The organism is Flexivirga oryzae (assembly GCF_014190805.1).
Lineage (GTDB): Bacteria > Actinomycetota > Actinomycetes > Actinomycetales > Dermatophilaceae > Flexivirga > Flexivirga oryzae.
On record NZ_JACHVQ010000002.1, the window covers coordinates 674,034 to 690,981 of the forward strand.

General features: G+C 69.2%; 16 protein-coding genes. 10 read left to right on the forward strand and 6 right to left on the reverse strand.

Translation table 11 applies throughout. The features are described 5' to 3' along the window. Positions 1–104 precede the first annotated feature (104 nt). A complete protein-coding gene (locus tag FHU39_RS16195; RefSeq protein WP_221185563.1) occupies positions 105–1,421 on the reverse strand; it encodes an MFS transporter in 1,317 nt (438 codons plus the stop codon). Positions 1,422–1,612: 191 nt separating this feature from the next. Between FHU39_RS16195 and FHU39_RS16200 the strand changes: the two genes are divergently transcribed. After that, complete coding sequence (locus FHU39_RS16200) at positions 1,613–3,049, forward strand: protein kinase domain-containing protein (protein WP_183321600.1); 1,437 nt, start codon at positions 1,613–1,615, stop codon at positions 3,047–3,049. Positions 3,050–3,413: 364 nt separating this feature from the next. On the opposite strand, the gene FHU39_RS16205 is transcribed toward FHU39_RS16200, so the two are convergent. After that, a complete protein-coding gene (locus FHU39_RS16205) occupies positions 3,414–5,654 on the reverse strand; it encodes a heavy metal translocating P-type ATPase (RefSeq protein ID WP_183321601.1) in 2,241 nt (746 codons plus the stop codon). A gap of 208 nt (positions 5,655–5,862) precedes the next feature. Here FHU39_RS16205 and FHU39_RS16210 point away from each other — a divergent pair, with 208 nt between their 5' ends. Next, positions 5,863–6,702 (forward strand): thioesterase family protein, encoded by an 840-nt coding sequence (locus FHU39_RS16210; RefSeq protein ID WP_343065942.1) that lies wholly within the window; start codon positions 5,863–5,865, stop codon positions 6,700–6,702. Positions 6,703–6,711: 9 nt separating this feature from the next. Here FHU39_RS16210 and FHU39_RS16215 read toward each other — a convergent pair whose 3' ends face one another. Then, complete coding sequence (locus FHU39_RS16215; RefSeq protein WP_183321602.1) at positions 6,712–7,167, reverse strand: MarR family winged helix-turn-helix transcriptional regulator; 456 nt, start codon at positions 7,165–7,167, stop codon at positions 6,712–6,714. 166 nt (positions 7,168–7,333) lie between these two features. On the opposite strand from FHU39_RS16215, the gene FHU39_RS25030 reads away from it, so the two are divergent. Further along, positions 7,334–8,398, forward strand: coding sequence for an aminoglycoside phosphotransferase family protein (locus FHU39_RS25030; RefSeq protein WP_183321603.1), 1,065 nt, complete (start codon positions 7,334–7,336; stop codon positions 8,396–8,398). A 13-nt stretch (positions 8,399–8,411) separates the two neighbouring features. Here the strand turns inward: FHU39_RS25030 and FHU39_RS16225 are convergent, their stop codons facing one another. Next, positions 8,412–9,506 (reverse strand): phosphatase PAP2 family protein, encoded by a 1,095-nt coding sequence (locus FHU39_RS16225; protein WP_183321604.1) that lies wholly within the window; start codon positions 9,504–9,506, stop codon positions 8,412–8,414. Between the two features lie 165 nt (positions 9,507–9,671). Here FHU39_RS16225 and FHU39_RS16230 point away from each other — a divergent pair, with 165 nt between their 5' ends. Next, positions 9,672–10,004 carry a DUF4235 domain-containing protein gene (locus FHU39_RS16230; protein ID WP_183321605.1) on the forward strand — a complete coding sequence of 111 codons (333 nt, stop codon included), beginning with the start codon at positions 9,672–9,674 and terminating at the stop codon, positions 10,002–10,004. Between the two features lie 120 nt (positions 10,005–10,124). Beyond that, on the forward strand, positions 10,125–10,511 hold the full coding sequence (locus FHU39_RS16235; protein ID WP_183321606.1) for an ankyrin repeat domain-containing protein: 387 nt from the start codon (positions 10,125–10,127) through the stop codon (positions 10,509–10,511). A gap of 92 nt (positions 10,512–10,603) precedes the next feature. Here FHU39_RS16235 and FHU39_RS16240 read toward each other — a convergent pair whose 3' ends face one another. Beyond that, positions 10,604–11,506: a gluzincin family metallopeptidase gene (locus FHU39_RS16240; protein ID WP_183321607.1), complete on the reverse strand. Its 903-nt coding sequence runs from the start codon at positions 11,504–11,506 to the stop codon at positions 10,604–10,606. A 60-nt stretch (positions 11,507–11,566) separates the two neighbouring features. Continuing rightward, positions 11,567–12,085: an Lrp/AsnC family transcriptional regulator gene (locus tag FHU39_RS16245; protein ID WP_183321608.1), complete on the reverse strand. Its 519-nt coding sequence runs from the start codon at positions 12,083–12,085 to the stop codon at positions 11,567–11,569. A gap of 99 nt (positions 12,086–12,184) precedes the next feature. Between FHU39_RS16245 and FHU39_RS16250 the strand changes: the two genes are divergently transcribed. From FHU39_RS16250 to FHU39_RS16270, 5 genes are all read left to right on the forward strand, one after another. Continuing rightward, entirely contained in the window at positions 12,185–13,273 is a 1,089-nt protein-coding gene (locus FHU39_RS16250; RefSeq protein WP_221185564.1) for a thiamine pyrophosphate-dependent dehydrogenase E1 component subunit alpha, read from the forward strand. A 1-nt stretch (position 13,274) separates the two neighbouring features. Continuing rightward, positions 13,275–14,288, forward strand: a complete 1,014-nt coding sequence (locus FHU39_RS16255; protein WP_183321610.1) for an alpha-ketoacid dehydrogenase subunit beta — start codon at positions 13,275–13,277, stop codon at positions 14,286–14,288. Then, positions 14,281–15,579, forward strand: coding sequence for a 2-oxo acid dehydrogenase subunit E2 (locus FHU39_RS16260; RefSeq protein WP_183321611.1), 1,299 nt, complete (start codon positions 14,281–14,283; stop codon positions 15,577–15,579). Before FHU39_RS16255 ends, FHU39_RS16260 begins: the two co-directional genes overlap by 8 nt. Positions 15,580–15,644: 65 nt before the next feature. Continuing rightward, on the forward strand, positions 15,645–15,968 hold the full coding sequence (locus FHU39_RS16265; protein ID WP_221185565.1) for a DUF4333 domain-containing protein: 324 nt from the start codon (positions 15,645–15,647) through the stop codon (positions 15,966–15,968). Next, entirely contained in the window at positions 15,968–16,939 is a 972-nt protein-coding gene (locus FHU39_RS16270; RefSeq protein ID WP_183321613.1) for a magnesium transporter CorA family protein, read from the forward strand. The genes FHU39_RS16265 and FHU39_RS16270 overlap by 1 nt, the downstream gene beginning before the upstream one ends. Positions 16,940–16,948 lie beyond the last annotated feature (9 nt).

Here is a 16,948-nt window from a genome sequence, read left to right on the forward strand (position 1 = left end):
AGGGCCTCACAGAGCCGGTTTTCCTGAGCCTGTCGCGATTTTGTGAGCCGCTCGGTTGTGGGGCGGGCGGCGTTTGTGAGCCGCTCGGTGTGGGCGGGCGTGCGTCAGGGGGTTGGTGGCGGGTGCGGGGCGGGCGTGGGTTCGACTGCAGGAGCACGCACGACGCGGTACCGCACGAACACGGGTATGGCGAACGCCGCCACGAGCACCAGCACGACCACGAGCACGCCGCCACCCGCGGCGGTCGCGGCCGTGCCGGCGACCGCCGCGACACCACCGTGCGCCACGTCGGCGATCCGCGGACCGCCGGCGACCACCACCGTGAAGACGCCCTGCAGCCGGCCGCGCACCTCGTCGCTGGCCGCTTCCTGCAGCATCGTGGACCGGAACGCGGCCGACGCCATGTCCGCGGCGCCGCCGACCACCAGGCCGGCGAGCGCGAGCACGAGGAACACATCGGCGCTCCCGTCGGCGAGCCCGACTCCCACGCCGAACAGCACCATCGACGCTCCCCACACCACGATCGCGCTCACCACCGCCAGGCCCTGCCGCTCGACCCGCGACACCCACCCGGAGAAGATGCCACCGAACACCGCACCCGCCGGGATCGCGGCGAACAGCAGTGCGAACGCGAGCCCGCCGTCGGTCGGCCCGCCGAAACTCTGGTGCGCGACCTGCGGGAAGAGCGCCCGCGGCATACCGAAGACCATCGCGATGATGTCGACGAGGAACGACATCAACAGCACTTTGTGTTTGCGCAGGTAGGCGAATCCGTCGATGACCGAGCGCAGCCCGGCCTTCGGCGCGTTGTCGTGCTCCGGCGGCATCGGCGGCAGGGTGATGACCGCCCACAGCGTCGCGAACAGGCAGATCGTGTCGGTCAGGTAGAGGTAGGAATAGCCGAGGACCGGGATGAGCGCACCGCCGACGAGCGGTCCGGCGATCGCGCCGAACTGCATCACGGTCATGTTCAGCGAGTTGGCGGCCGGCAACTGCTCCATCGGGATCAGCCGGGGCAGGATCGCGGTGCGGGTCGGCTGGTTGACCGCGAAGAACGCCTGCTGCACCGCGAACAGCACCAGGATGAACCACACGTTGTCCGAGTGGAACGCGGCCTGCAGCCAGAAGAGCGCGCTGCACGCGATCAGCCCCACCGTGGAGATCGTCAGCAATCGGCGCCGGTCCATCGCATCCGCGAGTGCCCCGCCATACAACCCGAAGATGACCAGCGGCACGAGGCCGAAGATCCCCGTCAGACCCACGTATGCCGAACTCCCGGTCTCGGCGTAGATCTGTGCCGGCACCGCGACGACGGTCAGTTGGGCGCCGATGACGGTGATGATGTTGGCGGTCCAGAGCCGCTGGAACGCGGGCACCTGCAACGGCCGGGTGTCCGCGAACACACTGCGCAGGCTGCTCATGGCAGTTCCCTCCTCCGTCGGGCCATGCCATTCGCCTGTGTCCCTCGTCGCTCGCTGCGCTCGCTCACTCAGGGTCCTGTTCGCACTCGAAATCTTCGGACACCAATGTAAACGCGGTACCTCCCGGATGGAACGTGCGACCGCCCTTCGGACGTCGTTAGGCTGCAGCGAAAGATCTCGGAGGGCTCGTCATGCAACGCACGAACGGCACGGAGGTGGGTGGCCGCTACCGCCTCGAGTCACGCATCGCCGGCGGCGGCATGGGTGAGGTATGGCGAGGCGTCGACACAGTGCTCGAACGACCGGTCGCGATCAAGCTGCTCAAGACCGGGCTGACCGACGACCCGGAGTTCCTGGCGCGGTTCCGCACCGAGGCACGCAACGCCGCCCGGCTCAGCCACGGCAACATCGCGCAGGTCTACGACTACGGCGAGGACAGCGGCACGGCATACCTCGTGATGGAGCTCCTGGAGGGCGAGCCGCTCTCGAAGGTGATCGCCGAGCGCGCGCCGATGGACGAGGACGACGCGGTCCACCTGCTGGTGCAGGCCGCCAACGCGTTGCACGCGGCGCACGCCAAGGGCATCGTGCACCGCGACGTGAAGCCGGCGAACATCGTCGTCGACGACGAATTCGTCGCCAAACTCACCGATTTCGGCATCGCGCGGGCTCTCGACGCGTCCTCGATGACACGAGCCGGAGAGGTGATGGGCACTCCGCAGTACCTCGCGCCCGAGGCCGCGATGGGCAAGGAGGCGACCCCGGAGTCGGACATCTACTCCCTCGGGGTCGTGGCGTTCCAGATGCTCGTCGGGCATCTGCCGTTCCACGCGGACACCGCGGTCGGTTTCGCGCTGGCGCACGTGCAGCAGCCGGTGCCACCGCTGCCGGAGTCGGTGTCGGCGCCGTTGCGCGCGGTGATCGACGCGTCGCTCGCCAAGGATCCGGATCGGCGGCCGCAGGGTGCGGTGGAGTTCGCCCGAGAGCTGCAGGAGGCGATCGGGGTGTCCGCCCCGACTCCGCACCGGATGGCACCGGTCCGGGTCGCGCACCTGCCCGAGGTGCAGCCGACGACGCCGGTGTCTGCGACCGTGGTGGGCGAGGCGCAGCGGCAGGCGGCGTTCACGTTGTCCCGCGGGCAGAACGCGCCGCTGTCCTCCACCTCGTTGTCCCTGCGGGTCGAGGCGACCGGCGACGTCACCGTCGACCTGATCGCCTGCGAACTCGGCGCGGACGAGCGCGCCCTGGGCGACGACAGCCTGGTCTTCTTCAACAACCGGGCCTCCGCCGACGGTGTCGTGCGGCTGACCGACTCGGGGCGGGTGGAGTTCGACGCGTCCGGCCTGGACCCGGAAGTGCACGCCGTGGTTGTCGGTATGGCGGTCGACCCGCCCGCCACGCTCGGGCAGCTCACCGACCTGCGCACCACCTTGTATGCCGGGAGCGGCGACACCCGGGAGGAGTTCCACCTGCCCGCCGGGCTGACCGACGAGCGCGCGGCCGTCCTCGCCCGGATCTACCGACGGGGCGAGACGTGGAAGGTGCGCAACGTGTCGGCCGGCTGGCAGTCCGGCCTCCCTGCGCTCGTCGACGCGCTCGGGCTGGCCGTCGCATCGCCGGCGGAGTAGGCGGCGAGAGGGAGTCGGCCCGTCGACCGGGCGAATCGAAATCGCCGAGCCCGTACCGGAGTCCCCCCAGTGGGGAGACGCGTACGCCAAACCACGGCCGACCCGTACCGGAGTCCCCCCAGTGGCGACCTGTGACCGCTGTATGCCGCCCGCCCGTACCGGAGTCCCCCCAGTGGGGAGACGCGCACGCCAAACCACCGCCAAGCCGTACCGGACTCCCCCCAGTGGCGACCTGTGACCGCTGCACGCCACCCACCCGTACCGGAGCCCCCACTGGGGAGACCTACGCACGGCGCTGGGGCACGCCGCCCACCGCGCACCGCCCGCCGCCCGACGCCTCCGCCCGGCCGACGGAACCCAGCCGTCACTCCAAGGGCTGGAAACGCCTCAGCCGCAACGAGTTCAGCACCACGAACACCGACGAGAACGCCATCGCGAAGCCGGCCACCATCGGCCCGAGCCGGCCACTCATCGCCAGCGGGATCGCCGCCACGTTGTAGCCGAACGCCCACACCAGGTTGGACTTGATCACCCGTAAAGTGCTGCGGGACAACCGGATTGCATCGGCGGCGCCGCGCAGGTCGCCACGGACGAGCGTCAGGTCGCTCGCTTCGATCGCGACATCGGTGCCGGTGCCCATCGCGATCCCGAGGTCGGCCTGCGCGAGGGCGGCGGCATCGTTCACGCCGTCGCCGACCATCGCCACGACGCGTCCCGCGTCCTGCAGACGTCGCACCTGCGACGCCTTGTCCTCCGGCAGCACACCCGCGATGACGTCGTCGATGCCGACCCGTGCGGCCACCGTCCGCGCGACGGCCTCGTTGTCACCCGTCAACAGCACCGGCCGCAGCCCGAGCGACCGCAGGTTCGCGACGGCCGCCTCCGACGTCGGCTTGATCTCGTCAGCGACCGCGATGAGCCCGCGGGCCACGCCGTCCCAGGCGACCGCGACCACGGTCTCCCCCAGCCCCTCGGCCGCAGTCATTGCCGATCGCAGCTCGTCGGTCAACTGAATCTCGTTGCTTTGCAATAGGTTCGGCCGGCCGACGATCACGTCGCACCCGGACACAACCCCGGTGACTCCGAGACCACTGACATCCGTCATACCCTCGACCGGCGCCAGCGCCGCCCGGTCCGCTGCGGCGTCGGCGATCGCCCGCGCGATCGGATGCGCGGAGCCGTGCTCGAGCGCCCCGGCGAGCGCGAGCACCCGATCCTCATCCTCGCCCGCAGCCGGTATGACGCGAGCCACCCGCATCACCCCGGTCGTGACGGTGCCGGTCTTGTCCAGCAGCACGGTGTCGATCGTGCGGGTGCTCTCCAGCACCTCCGGGCCTTTGATCAGCAGACCCAGCTGGGCACCCCGGCCGCTGCCGACCAGCAGCGCGGTCGGGGTCGCGAGGCCGAGCGCGCACGGGCAAGCGATGACCAGCACCGCGACCGCGGCGGTGAACGCCGTGACGACCGACCCGCCGAACACGACCCATCCAAGGAACGTGAGGAGGGCCAGCACGATGACCGCCGGCACGAAGACGGCGGACACCCGGTCGGCGAGGCGTTGCACCTGTGCCTTGCCGGTCTGTGCCTGCTCGACCAACCGCCCGAGTTGCGCCAGGGCCGTGTCCGCGCCGACACGCGTCGCCCGGACGACGAGCTTGCCACCGGCGTTCACCGCGGAGCCGGTCACAGCGGAACCGGGACCCACCTCGACCGGCACCGACTCCCCCGTCATCGCCGAGTTGTCGACGGCCGAGGTGCCGTCGACGACCTCACCGTCGGTCGCTATCTTCTCGCCGGACCGCGTGACGAAGAGGTCGCCGACCCGCAATTCCTCGACGGGCACGGTGAATTCGCGTCCGTCGCGCAGCACCGACACCTCCTTGGCGCCGAGCTCGAGCAACGCGCGCAACGCCGCGCCGGCGGCCCGCTTGGACCGTGCCTCCAGATAGCGGCCGGTCAGCAGGAAGGCCGTGACTCCGGCCGCCGCCTCCAGATAGATGGTGCTGGTGCCTTCGCCCGCGGGAGTGGTGAGCGAGAAGCCGTGGCGCATGCCCGGCATACCGGCATCACCGATGAAGAGCGTGTAGAGCGACCACCCGAACGCCGCGATGGTGCCGACGCTGACCAGCGTGTCCATCGTCGTGGCCCGGTGCCGCAGCCCCGCCCAGGCCGCACGGTGGAACGGCAACCCGCCCCAGACCACGACCGGCGCGGTCAGCACCAGGGAGAGCCACTGCCAGTTGCGGAACTGGAACGCCGGCACCATCGCCAGCACGATCACCGGCGCGGCCAGCAGCCAGCTGACGATCATCCGGTGGCGCAGTGCGGCGGTCTCGTCGGCAGGTTCCGCGCCGCCCTCCTCGTCCGCACGGCGCGGTTGCGGCACGCTGGCGTCATACCCCGCGGACTGTATGACGCCCACCAGCTCCTCGGTGGACACGCCCTCCGGGTAGGACACGGTGGCCTTCTCGGTCGCGAAGTTGACCGTGGCGTCGACGCCGTCGACCTTGCGCAGTTTCTTCTCGATACGCACCGCGCACGACGCACAGGTCATCCCGGTGATGTTCAGCTCGACCTCGTGGGCCGCCGGGCTCTCGGTTGTCATGTCGTCACCTCCGATCAGCACCAACTATACCCCCCGTGGGTATATTCCGACGCGCCCCTCACCCCCGCCCCCTCCGCTCGACAGGCTCAGAAACGCGCCCAGCGGCTCAGTAATCCGGCCCGACAGACGCCGCACAGGTGAGCCTGTCGGTCGTAAGTGAGCCTCTCGGCGAGGGGGTATCGCGCCGTGTCGCCTACGCTGCTGTGTCGTGACCGACCCCAGCACCGCCCCCGCGACGGACGCCGCCACCCCGAATGCCTTCTACGTACCCGTGGCACCCGGCGTCTACCGGCCGACGCTGCACGTGCAGGGCGCGTGGCAGGAGACCGAGCAGCACATGGCGCCGATCAGCGGGCTGATCACCCATGAGCTGGCCATGCACGACCCGCGCGACGACATGCAGATCGCGCGGATCTGCTTCGAGATCCTGGGGATGATCCCGCTGGAGGAGAGCACCATCACGGTCGAGACGGTCCGCCCGGGCCGGACGATCGAGCTGCTGGAGGCGACCCTGACGATCGGCGGCCGGACGATCATCCGGGCGCGCGCCTGGCGGCTGGCGGTGTCGGACATGCGATCCGTCGAGGGCATCGAGCTCCCCGCCATGCCAGGTGCCGACAACGCGGAGAAGCTGGAGAGCACTCTGGAGTGGCCCGGCGGTTACATCCGATCCGTGCAGGTCCACGCGGTTCCGGGCGGGCGCGACGGGCGCCGGCAGGTCTGGGTCCGGTCCGATTGCGACCTGATCGACGGTGTGCAGGCGGCGCCGATCGCGGCATACACCATGCTCGTCGACACGGCCAACGGCATCGCAACCCGTGTGCGGCCGACCGAGCTGATGTTCCCCAACGTGGAGCTCACGGTGCACTACATCCGCGAACCCGACCCGACGCTGGTCGGCCTGGACACCAGCGTCACGTTCGGGCCGACCGGCCTCGGCCTCACCTCGTCGGTGCTGAACGACGTCCACGGGCCGGTCGGTCGGGCCGAGCAGTGCCTCACGGTCCGCCACTTCCCGGCACGCAAGGACACCGCCGCCGCTCAGTGATCGCCGCGGTCAGCCGAAGCTGTCCGCGCCGAGCTCACGCATCACCGCCACCATCGTGTCGTAGCGGCGGGCGCCCACTTCCGCCCGCAGCCTCTCCTCCACCGATCCGATCACTCGGTCGATGTCGGCCGCCACCGCATCGCCCAGCGCAGTCCTGCGGACCAATCGCACCCGCCGGTCGCTCGGAAGTCGCTCGCTGACAACGAGTTCCGCGGTCTCCATCGAGTCCACGAACTCACCCACCGCCTGCTTGGTCATGCGCGCGAGCGTCGCGTAGTCCGTGATCCGGATCCCGTCCGGAGGAATCAACTGCAGCATCCGCGCGAAACTCGGCCGCTCGAACGGTGGGTGCGGACCGAAAGCAACAGCCACCTCTGCCCGCATTCGCCGACGCAGACCCTCCACCAACCTGAACAAGTGGTCCGGCAGGTGATCGGTGGAAACCTCTGGTGAACTCTTGCCCATAGTAGTAAGCCTACCTTACTTTAAAAAGAAAGGTAGCCTTACTTTCTTGATCGAGAGCGGTGATCGGCATGCCAACGCACATCGAGTCCGAGGCGGAGACGTTCGCGACCGCTGCCGTCGACGACGACGTACTGCAGCGCATCACGTCGGCCGCCACCGCTCCCAGGTGCATGTCACCGCTGTCGACGTCCGGCCCATCGACTACGCCTGGGGATCGGTGCCCACCGCAGGGCTGTGGCAGGTGACCGCACACTTCGACGGCGGAGGCTACCGCTACTTCGTCAAGCTGCTACGCCACCCACGGCTCTGGCCGGGCCTGGCGTCGATCCCGGAGCAGTATCGCGAGGAGTTCCTCGATGCGCTCCCGTGGCGCTTCGAGTACGACATGCATCGTTCGGGCATCGAAGACGTCTTGCCGGACGGCATGCGAATGCCGCGACTGCATCATGTCAAGACGATCGATGATGCGTACGTCGCGCTCTGGTGGGAATTCATCGACATCGACACATCTCCTTGGGCAACAGCGGATTTCGCGCTCACCGCGTACCTGCTCGGTCGGTTGGCCGGTCGCCGGAAGGTGGGCGCGGAGGTCAACCGCAGAATGCCCACCGTGGCGAGCATCGACAACTCGTTGCGCTATTTCGTCGAGCATCGGGTGCTGCTCATGACGGTGCCGGCCCTGCACGACCGATCCGTGTGGCAGCACCCCCTGCTCGCCGAGGCCCTGCACCGCGTTCAGGACCCGTCGCTGCCGGACGACATGCGCGGGCTGGCCGACCGCATCCCGGCGATCCTGGATCACCTCGACGCGCTTCCGCAGACCTACGCCCACGGTGACGCAGGCCCGCAGAACCTGCTCATACCGGCCGCCGATCGCAGCCAGCGCGTCGTGATCGACTGGGGTTTCGGCACACCGCTACCCATCGGATTCGACCTCGGACAGTTGTTGATCGGGTTGGCCCACGCCGGCGAGCTCGCCCCGGACCGGCTGCGGGAGATCGATGCCGCGATCCTGCCGGCCTATCTCGAAGGGCTCGCCGACGAGCACTACATCGCCGATCCCGTGGAGGTGCGGTTCGGGTATGTCGGGTCGATGGCCGCACGCTCCGCCCTGTGCGCCCTACCCCTGGAGCTCCTCGACACGACACCGACGGAGGCCGACCTCGACCTGCTGGTGGACCGGGTGCGACTGACCAGGGTGCTGGTGGACATGGCGCCCGCCGCTCACTGAGTGGCCGGGCGAGTCAGACGTGCGGTCGCTCGAGGACCGGTGCGGGACCCTCGACCGGCGCCTCACGGTCCGGCACTCTCCAACTCGACAGGACCCCGGAGCCGCCCAGTAGCCGCGGCAGGTGCAGCGGCCGGCGGCGCAGCACCCGCCACGCCGCCAGCAGCACCAGCGCGTAGAGCACACCGGCGATCTCATCGGTCACGTAGTGCTCACCGGAGTAGACGAGCGTGAACGCCATCAGCGCCGGGTAGAGCAGCAGCAACGGCCGCACCCAGCGACGGACGCTGAACCAGAAGAACCCGACCACGAGGGTCGCGGTCGCCATGTGCAGCGAAGGCATCGCGGCGACCGGGTTGGAGCGCGCCTGCGCGTCGCCGAGCACCTGCGCCGCGCCGTGGAAGTCCAGCCACGCCCAGCCCTGCCCGGAGATGCGGTAGATCGGCGTCCCCGAGATGTAGTCCTGTTGCGACGCGAGCCACGGCGGACTCATCGGGAAGAGGAAGTATGTCGCAATGCCCGCGACGGCCAGCGCGACGAGCAGCGCCGCCCAGGCACGGAACCGGTCGCGGGAGCGGATCCACAGCACGGCCGCCACGATCGGCGACACCATGAAGTGGCTGCAGTAACACATGGTGATGAAGATCGACCACCACGGCGCGTGCGCGACCGCGCCGCTGAGTTGCTCCTGCACCCATTGGTTCGGCAGGTGTCCGCCGAACAGCCACTCGTCGACGCGGATCGGGAAGGTCACGTGCAGCGGCATACCCAGGCGGTTGACCGATCCCTCGAGCGGGAAGCCGTCGGTGAAGCCGCCGCTGAAGTGCGATGCGGCGCCGTAACTGTAGTCGTAGGCGAGCAGGATCCCCTGGAACGGCAACCAGTCCAGCATCATCCGGACCCAGGCCCGCCAGCCCTTGCCGATGCACACCGCGGTGAGGCCGACGATGATCCAGATGGTGAGGCCGACCCGGTCCATCGGCACGCCCCACGTCACGCAGTAGCTCGCCAGCACGACGACATACAGCCCGATGGCCCCCCAGCGCACCGTGGTCCACGGCACGCGGGAGGAAAACGTCGTGGGGACGCTCTCCTCCCCTGCGGTGACCATTCGAAACATAGTAGACAAACACTCCGGGAATCACCCGTGGATTGGCGGTGTACCGGGCGTGGGTATGGCGCCGGCGCGCCCCGGCGTGACGTGGACGCTGGGACGTGGCAGGCTCGGACGGGGCAGGAGAGCTGCCCACGGCATACGAACGGAGATTGCAAGGCTATGGCTGGGATGGCGTACAAGGTGCTGCTCACGGTGTCCGGCATCGCCGCAGGCAAGGCCGCGAAGAAGGTCACCACGTCGACCTGGAAGACCGCGACGGGCGGCACTCCACCGGTCGACAAGCACGACCCGAACTACTCCGCGGCGCAGGTCGCGGTGTTCGCGATCCTCTCCTCCGCCATCGCCGGCGGATTCCGTGCCTACGCCCAGCGCAAGGCGTCCGACTACTACACGAAGACGTCGGGGCATCTGCCGCCGCCGGTCGAGAAGGCCCGCAAGAAGGCGGAGGCTGCCGCTGCCGCGAAGGGCTCGAAGAAGTCCGCGAAGGCCTGAGCTTTTCTGCGACTTCTGCTGACGTCACCTGTCAGTTAGGCTCACCTTATGAGCGCCGACCGAGCCGAGGATCGCAGCGAAGCGAGGACCGGAGGCGAGGGAAGAGGCGCGGCCAACGCTATGAGTGACGCGCGAACGGACGAGGGAGCACCGGCGGGGCACGTCGTCGACCCCCGCACCGATCTCGCACGTGACGGTGACGTGCCCGGTCTGGTCGGTCAGCTGGAGACCGGTATGCCGGTCGACCTGGCCGATTCGTGCGGCAACACGCTGCTGATGCTGGCGGCATACCACGGGCACGCGGGCGCGGTGTCCGCGCTGATCGAGCGCGGTGCCGACGTCAACCGGCTCAACGACCGCGGTCAGTCCCCACTGGCCGGCGCGGTGTTCAAGGGCGAGGACACGATCGTCTGGCTCCTGCTGGATGCCGGCGCCGACGTCAACACCGGGTCACCGTCCGCCGCCGCCACCGCCGAGCTGTTCGGCCGCGGCGACCTGCTCCGCTGAGTTCTCCGATTGAGAGGAGCACAAACCGACCGAGTGGAGTACGAATTCGAGCGTATTTCATACTCCGCTCGGGACGCATGTACTCCTGTCGGTCAGGACACGAGCTCGGCGACCTGCTTCTTGTATTGCGCCGCCCAGTCCTTGGTGACCGACGCGAGCGTGGCGCCGAACACCGCGTGGAACGCGTGCGACGTGCTGCCGCCGGAGGCGTCGGTCGCACGCTTGTAGAACCGGATCGCGCTGCGTTGGCCGAAGCGGTCGACCAGGTAGGCCACGAACACGAAGGCCTGGGCGTACGAGCTGCCCGGCCGGTGGGCGAAGTCGGCGTCGGTCGGCACGACCGCCGGGGGTGGCTTCGTCGGAAACGCGATCATGATCGCCGAGGCGACCCACTCGGCGAATCCCTCGAGGACCCATTTCGGTGCGCCACCGTCGCCGTCCTCCAGCGTGTTGGCGTGGAACAGCTCGTGCCGGATGACGGAGTTGAGGTAGTCGTCGTCGTCCAGCAGCGTCATGCCGTGTCCCACCGCGGCGGCGCACTTGATGACGACCCAGCCCTGCCAGCTCGAATCCACCGGCGCGCAGTAGTCGCCGGCGACGTCCGCGGTCCGGTCGTGCGACCAGCTGTCGAACTCGGCGGACGTCCTGGGCAGCAGCACCAGATACTTCTGATCCAGGTGTATGCCGGTGAGCTTCTCGATCACCCGGATCGAGGTGTCGGCGTGCAGCTGACAGGCCTGCAGCTCCCCCACCCCGATGTCGCCCACCAGCACCGAGCGTGCGCTGGTCAACGCGTGCAGATCACGCCGCGTCGCCAGCGGTCCCGGGGTGAAACTGTCCGCGATCCGGTCGATGACGCTCGGCGCCAACGTTCCGCGCGGCGCGGTCGTGTCGCCGGCGGACGTGCGCGCCACCACGCCGGACGCCCTGCAGCCGGTGAGCGCCGACACCGCTGCGACCCCCGCCAAGCCGAGCGCCTGTCGCCTACCCAGCACCGCCGTGCCCCTCTCCTCGGTCGTCCGCAGCCTCGCTCACGCTGCTGGGAGCACGCTGAATCACCGCTCCCAGGGGGCACCCGCGCCGCGGATCTCCTCGAACGCCAACCAGGTCCGCGTGCCCAGGACGCCGGGGATCGCCTGGATCCGCTCCAGCACGAGGGTGCGCAACGCCTGGTTGTCGGGGGCGTGGGCGAGCGCGAGCACGTCGAACTCCGACGCCAGCAACGAGATCGAGTCGATGTAGTCCAGTTTCGCCAGCTCCGCGGAGACCGCCCGCCAGGTGTTCTGCTCGATCTGCAGCGCGATGTACGCCGTGGTCTGCAACCCCGCCAGGTGCGGCACCACCCGCGCGGAGAAGCCGGCGATCACGCCGTCGTCGAGCAGCCGTTGCAGCCGGGCGTACGTCGCCGCCCGCGACAGGTGCAACTGCTCGGCGAGCGACCGCACCGACAGCCGAGCGTCCCGCTCCAGCGCACCGACGATCCGCAGGTCGACGGCGTCGAGGGCGCGGGGCGCGGCCGACTGTCCGGTTGAGCTCGGACTGCGACCGGGTTTGCTGGACTCCTGTGGCGTCATACCGGAAGTATGCCGCCATACGTCTTGTATGACCCGCACAATCGGTGCAATCTGCCAAGTCGGCGGCACACTGGAGTGATGGAGACCACAGTCGAGGCGATGACAGCTGGCTTGCTGCCCTCGCCCAATCCGGTGCAGTTGATCGACCCGACGGGCGCCGAGGTGGAGCAGGCCGGCACCCGGCGCGATTACCCGGTGCCCAGTGCGGCGCGGCTGCGCGAGGTGTGGCACGCGATGGTGATCGGACGGCGGTTCGACATCCAGGCGACCGCACTGACCAAGCAGGGACGGCTCGCGGTCTACCCGAGCTCGCGCGGCCAGGAGGCGTGCCAGGTCGGCGCGACGCTGTCGATCACCGGCGACGACTGGCTCTTCCCGACCTACCGTGAGTCGATGGCGCTGGTGACCCGCGGCATCGACCCCGTCGAGGTGCTCTCGCTGCTGCGCGGCGACAGCCACTGCGGCTACGACCCGATCGCGACCAGGACCGCCGCGCAGTGCACTCCGCTGTCGACGCAGCTGATCCACGCCGCCGGTGCGGGGTATGGCGAGAAGCGTCGCGGCACCGACCATGTCGCGCTGGCGTTCATCGGTGACGGCGCGACCAGCGAGGGCGACTTCCACGAGGCGCTGAACTTCGCCGCGGTCTTCGAAGCACCGACCATCTTCTTCGTCCAGAACAACAAGTACGCCATCAGCGTCCCACTCTCCAAGCAGACCAAGGCACCGTCGTTGGCCTACAAGGGAATCGGGTACGGCGTCCCCGCCGAACAGGTCGACGGCAACGACCCGGCGGCCGTGCTCGCGGTCATGGACGCTGCGCTGGAGCACTGCCGCAGCGGCAAGGGACCGTTCCTGATCGAGGCACACACCTACCGCCTCGACGCGCACACCAACGCCGACGACGCCACCCGCTACCGGTCCGACGACGAAGTGACCGCGTGGCTGGAGCGCGACCCGATCGCGCGGGTCGAGGCGTGGCTGCGGGCCCGTGGCGAGCTGGGCGACGACATCGTCGCGGCGACCAACGCCGAGGCGGAGGCCATGGCCGCACAGCTGCGTGACCGGATGAACGCCGATCCGAGCGTGGATCCGATGTCGTTGTTCGACAACGTTTTTGCACAACGCACGCCGCAGCTGGAGGAAGCACGTGCAATGGTCGCCGAAGAGATCCAGGCGGAGGTCTGAGATGACAGTGACGATGGGCGGCGCACTCAACGCCGCACTGCGCGACGCGCTCGCAGCGGACGACGACGTGTTGGTCTTCGGTGAGGACGTCGGCACCCTCGGTGGTGTCTTCCGGATCACCGACGGACTCACCCAGCAGTTCGGCGAAACCCGTTGCTTCGACACGCCACTCGCCGAGTCCGGCATCGTCGGCTTCGCGATCGGCATGTGCCTCACCGGTTTCCGGCCGGTCGTGGAGATGCAGTTCGACGCGTTCGCCTACCCGGCGTTCGAGCAGATCACCTCGCACGTCGCCAAGATGCGCAACCGCACCTCCGGCCGGGTCGGGCTGCCGTTGGTCATCCGGGTCCCCTACGCGGGCGGTATCGGCGGCGTCGAGCACCACTGCGACTCCAGCGAGGGCTACTACGCGCACACCCCCGGCCTCAAGGTCGTCACCCCGTCCGATGCGGCCGACGCCTACAGCCTGCTGCGTGAGGCGATCGAGGACCCGGACCCGGTCATCTTCATGGAGCCGAAGGCGCTCTACTGGTCGAAGCAGGACATCGAACTCCCCTGCAAACGCCCGGCATTCGGCAAGGCGAAGGTCCGCCGTGACGGTGACGACGTCACGCTGGTCACCTACGGACCGTCCGTGCCGACCGCACTGAAGGCCGCGGAGGCCGCCGCGGAGGAGGGCTGGAGTGTCGAGGTCGTCGACCTGCGCACCATCGTGCCCTTCGACGACGAGACCGTCGTGGAGTCCGTGCGCCGCACCGGCCGGTGCGTGGTCGTGTCGGAGGCGCAGGGCTTCGCGGGCGTCGCCGGGGAGATCTCGGCCCGGGTGACCGAGCGCTGCTTCCACTCGCTGGCCGCCCCGGTCGCGCGGGTGAGCGGCCTGCCCACGCCATACCCCGCACCGATGCTGGAGAAGACCTACCTGCCCGGCGTCGAGCGCATCCTGGACGCGATCGCCCGGCTGCAGTGGGACGACCAGCCCGACCTGACCTACGCGGAGGTCGGTGCCCGTGGCTGAGCAGACCTTCAACCTCCCGGACCTCGGCGAGGGACTCACCGAGGCCGACCTCGTCGAGTGGTTGGTCGCCGACGGCGACGAGGTCGCGATCGACCAGCACGTCGTGGTAGTCGAGACCGCCAAGGCGACCGTCGAGGTGCCCTGCCCGTATGCCGGTCGCGTCCACACCCGGCACGGCGCGGTGGGCGACACCATAGAGGTCGGATCCGCGCTGTTGACAGTGGATTCCGGGGACGGCGCCGCGAGCGAGTCCGGTGCGGTGCTCGTCGGTTACGGCACGTCCGAGGCGAGCAGCAGCTCCTCGGCGGCCCGCCGCGCCGCCCGCCGCAGCCGCGCCGCCTCCGTCACCCCGGCTCCGCCCCCGGCGCCGGCCGCGCAGCCCACCACCGGGTCCGCCGCACCCAAGGTGATCTCCCCCATCGTGCGCAAGCTGGCGGCCGACCACGGCCTGGACCTGCACACGATCACGCCCGGACCCGACGGGGTGATCCGGCGCTGCGACGTCGAGGCCGCGGCCGCGATCACCACCACCGAGCCCGCTACCACCGAGCGCTCGCCGAGTAGCACCTCCGATCGCTCGCCGAGTAGCGACGAAGGAGCGTATCGAGGTGGCGACCAGCGCATCCCGCTCACCGGCATCCGCCGCGCGGTGGCCGACAAACTCACCACCTCCCGCCGGGAGATCCCGGACGCCACGACCTGGGTCGACGCCGACGCGACCGGCCTGGTCGAGGCGCGCCGGGTCATCGGCCTGGAACGCGCGGGCCTGCTCGCGCTGCTCGGCCGCATCTGCGTCGCCGGGCTGCGCCGGTTCCCCGAGCTCAACGCATCCGTGGACACCGACCGGGCCGAGATCGTGCGGCACGGCGCGATCCACCTGGGTTTCGCAGCGGACTCCCCGCGCGGACTCGTGGTGCCGGTCGTGCACGACGCGCACCTGCTGACCACGCGGCAGCTCGCCGAGCGGATGGTCCAGCTCGTCGAGGCGGCCCGGGCGGGCACCCTCGCGCCCGCCGACCTGACCGGCGGGACGTTCACGCTGAACAACTACGGCGTCTTCGGCGTCGACGGCAGCACTCCGATCATCAACCACCCGGAAGCGGCGATGCTGGGCGTCGGGCGGATCATCGACCGGCCGTGGGTCGTCGACGGCGAGCTCGCAGTCCGCAAGGTCGTGCAGCTGGGGCTGACCTTCGACCACCGGGTCTGCGACGGCGGCGTGGCCGGCGGTTTCCTGCGATTCGTGGCCGACGCGGTGGAGCGACCACTGCAACTGCTCGGGGACCTGTGACACGTGGGAGGCCTTCGCCATACCACTCGAAACTGCCACGACGTAAACTCGCGCGGGTGATGCGCGTGACAGCAGAAGGTTCCAGGAAGAAATCAGTGCGTCGCGGCGCGACAGGTCTCACCGCTGCCCTCGCGGTCGTCGGCCTGCTCGCCGGCTGCGGTGGCAAGGTCGTCAAGAAGAGCGACCTCGAGTCGCAGATCAAGGAGAAGGTGGCCGCCGCGGCGACCGGGTCCAAGGTCGGCGACGTCAAGTGCGACGACGACCTGAAGGCCAAGGTGAAGGCGACCACGTCCTGCACGGTCTCGATCGACGGCAAGACGCAGAAGATCACCGCGGTCGTCAACAAGGTCGACGGCGACAAGGTGAGCTACAGCATCAAGCAGGGCTGATGACCTGCGAGCGCCGCACACGCGTGTGGCGCGGTGGCGCCACCGGTGAACACGACCTGCCGCTGAGTGAGCTGCCGAAGCTGCTGGCCGAGGACGGCACCCTCACCTGGGTCGATCTGCTCGACCCGAAACCCGACGACGTGCAGGAGCTCGCCGACGCGATCGGCCTGGACAAGCACACCGTCGAGGATGCTCTCGGGGAGCGCGAGCGGCCGAAAGCCGTGCGTTTCCACGACTATTTCTTCGTCACCTGTTTCACCGTGGAGGGTATGGCGGAGGACGACGACCTGCACCGCCTGTCGATCATCGTGTTGCCGCGTGCCGTGGTGACGGTCCGCCTCGGCAACGACTTCCCGATCGACACGGTCGAGGAGACCTTCTCCGCGGACGACGACCTGGTGCGGCTCGGCGCCAAGGCCCTGCTGCACGCCATCCTCGACACGGTGGTCGACGACTACTTCGAGGTGATGACGCGCATCGACGACGCCGTCGACGATCTGGAGAGCGGCCTCTTCGACCAGCAGCACGCCGGTCCGGCGATCGCCCGGAAGGCATTCACCCTGCACAAGCGGATCAGCCGGATGCGGCGGGTGACCCTGCCGATGCGTGAGGTCGTCACCACCATGCTGCGCCGCACCGACCCCGAGCATCACGAACTGCTGCCCTACTACGAGGACCTCTACGACCACACGATGCGGGTCGCGGAGTGGTCGGAGTCGCTGCGCGACACGATCGAGTCGGTCCAGGACACCAACCTCGCCCTCGGTGACGCCGCCCTCAACAACGTGATGAAGAAGCTGACCTCCTGGGCGGCGATCATCGCCGTGCCGACCGCGATCACCGGGTGGTACGGACAGAACATCCCCTACCCGGGCTTCGGTGAGGTCTGGGGGTTCTGGTTCAGCACGGCCCTGATGGTGGCGATCGCGGTCGTTCTGTATGTCGCCTTCAAACGACGCAACTGGCTCTGACGGCCGGGG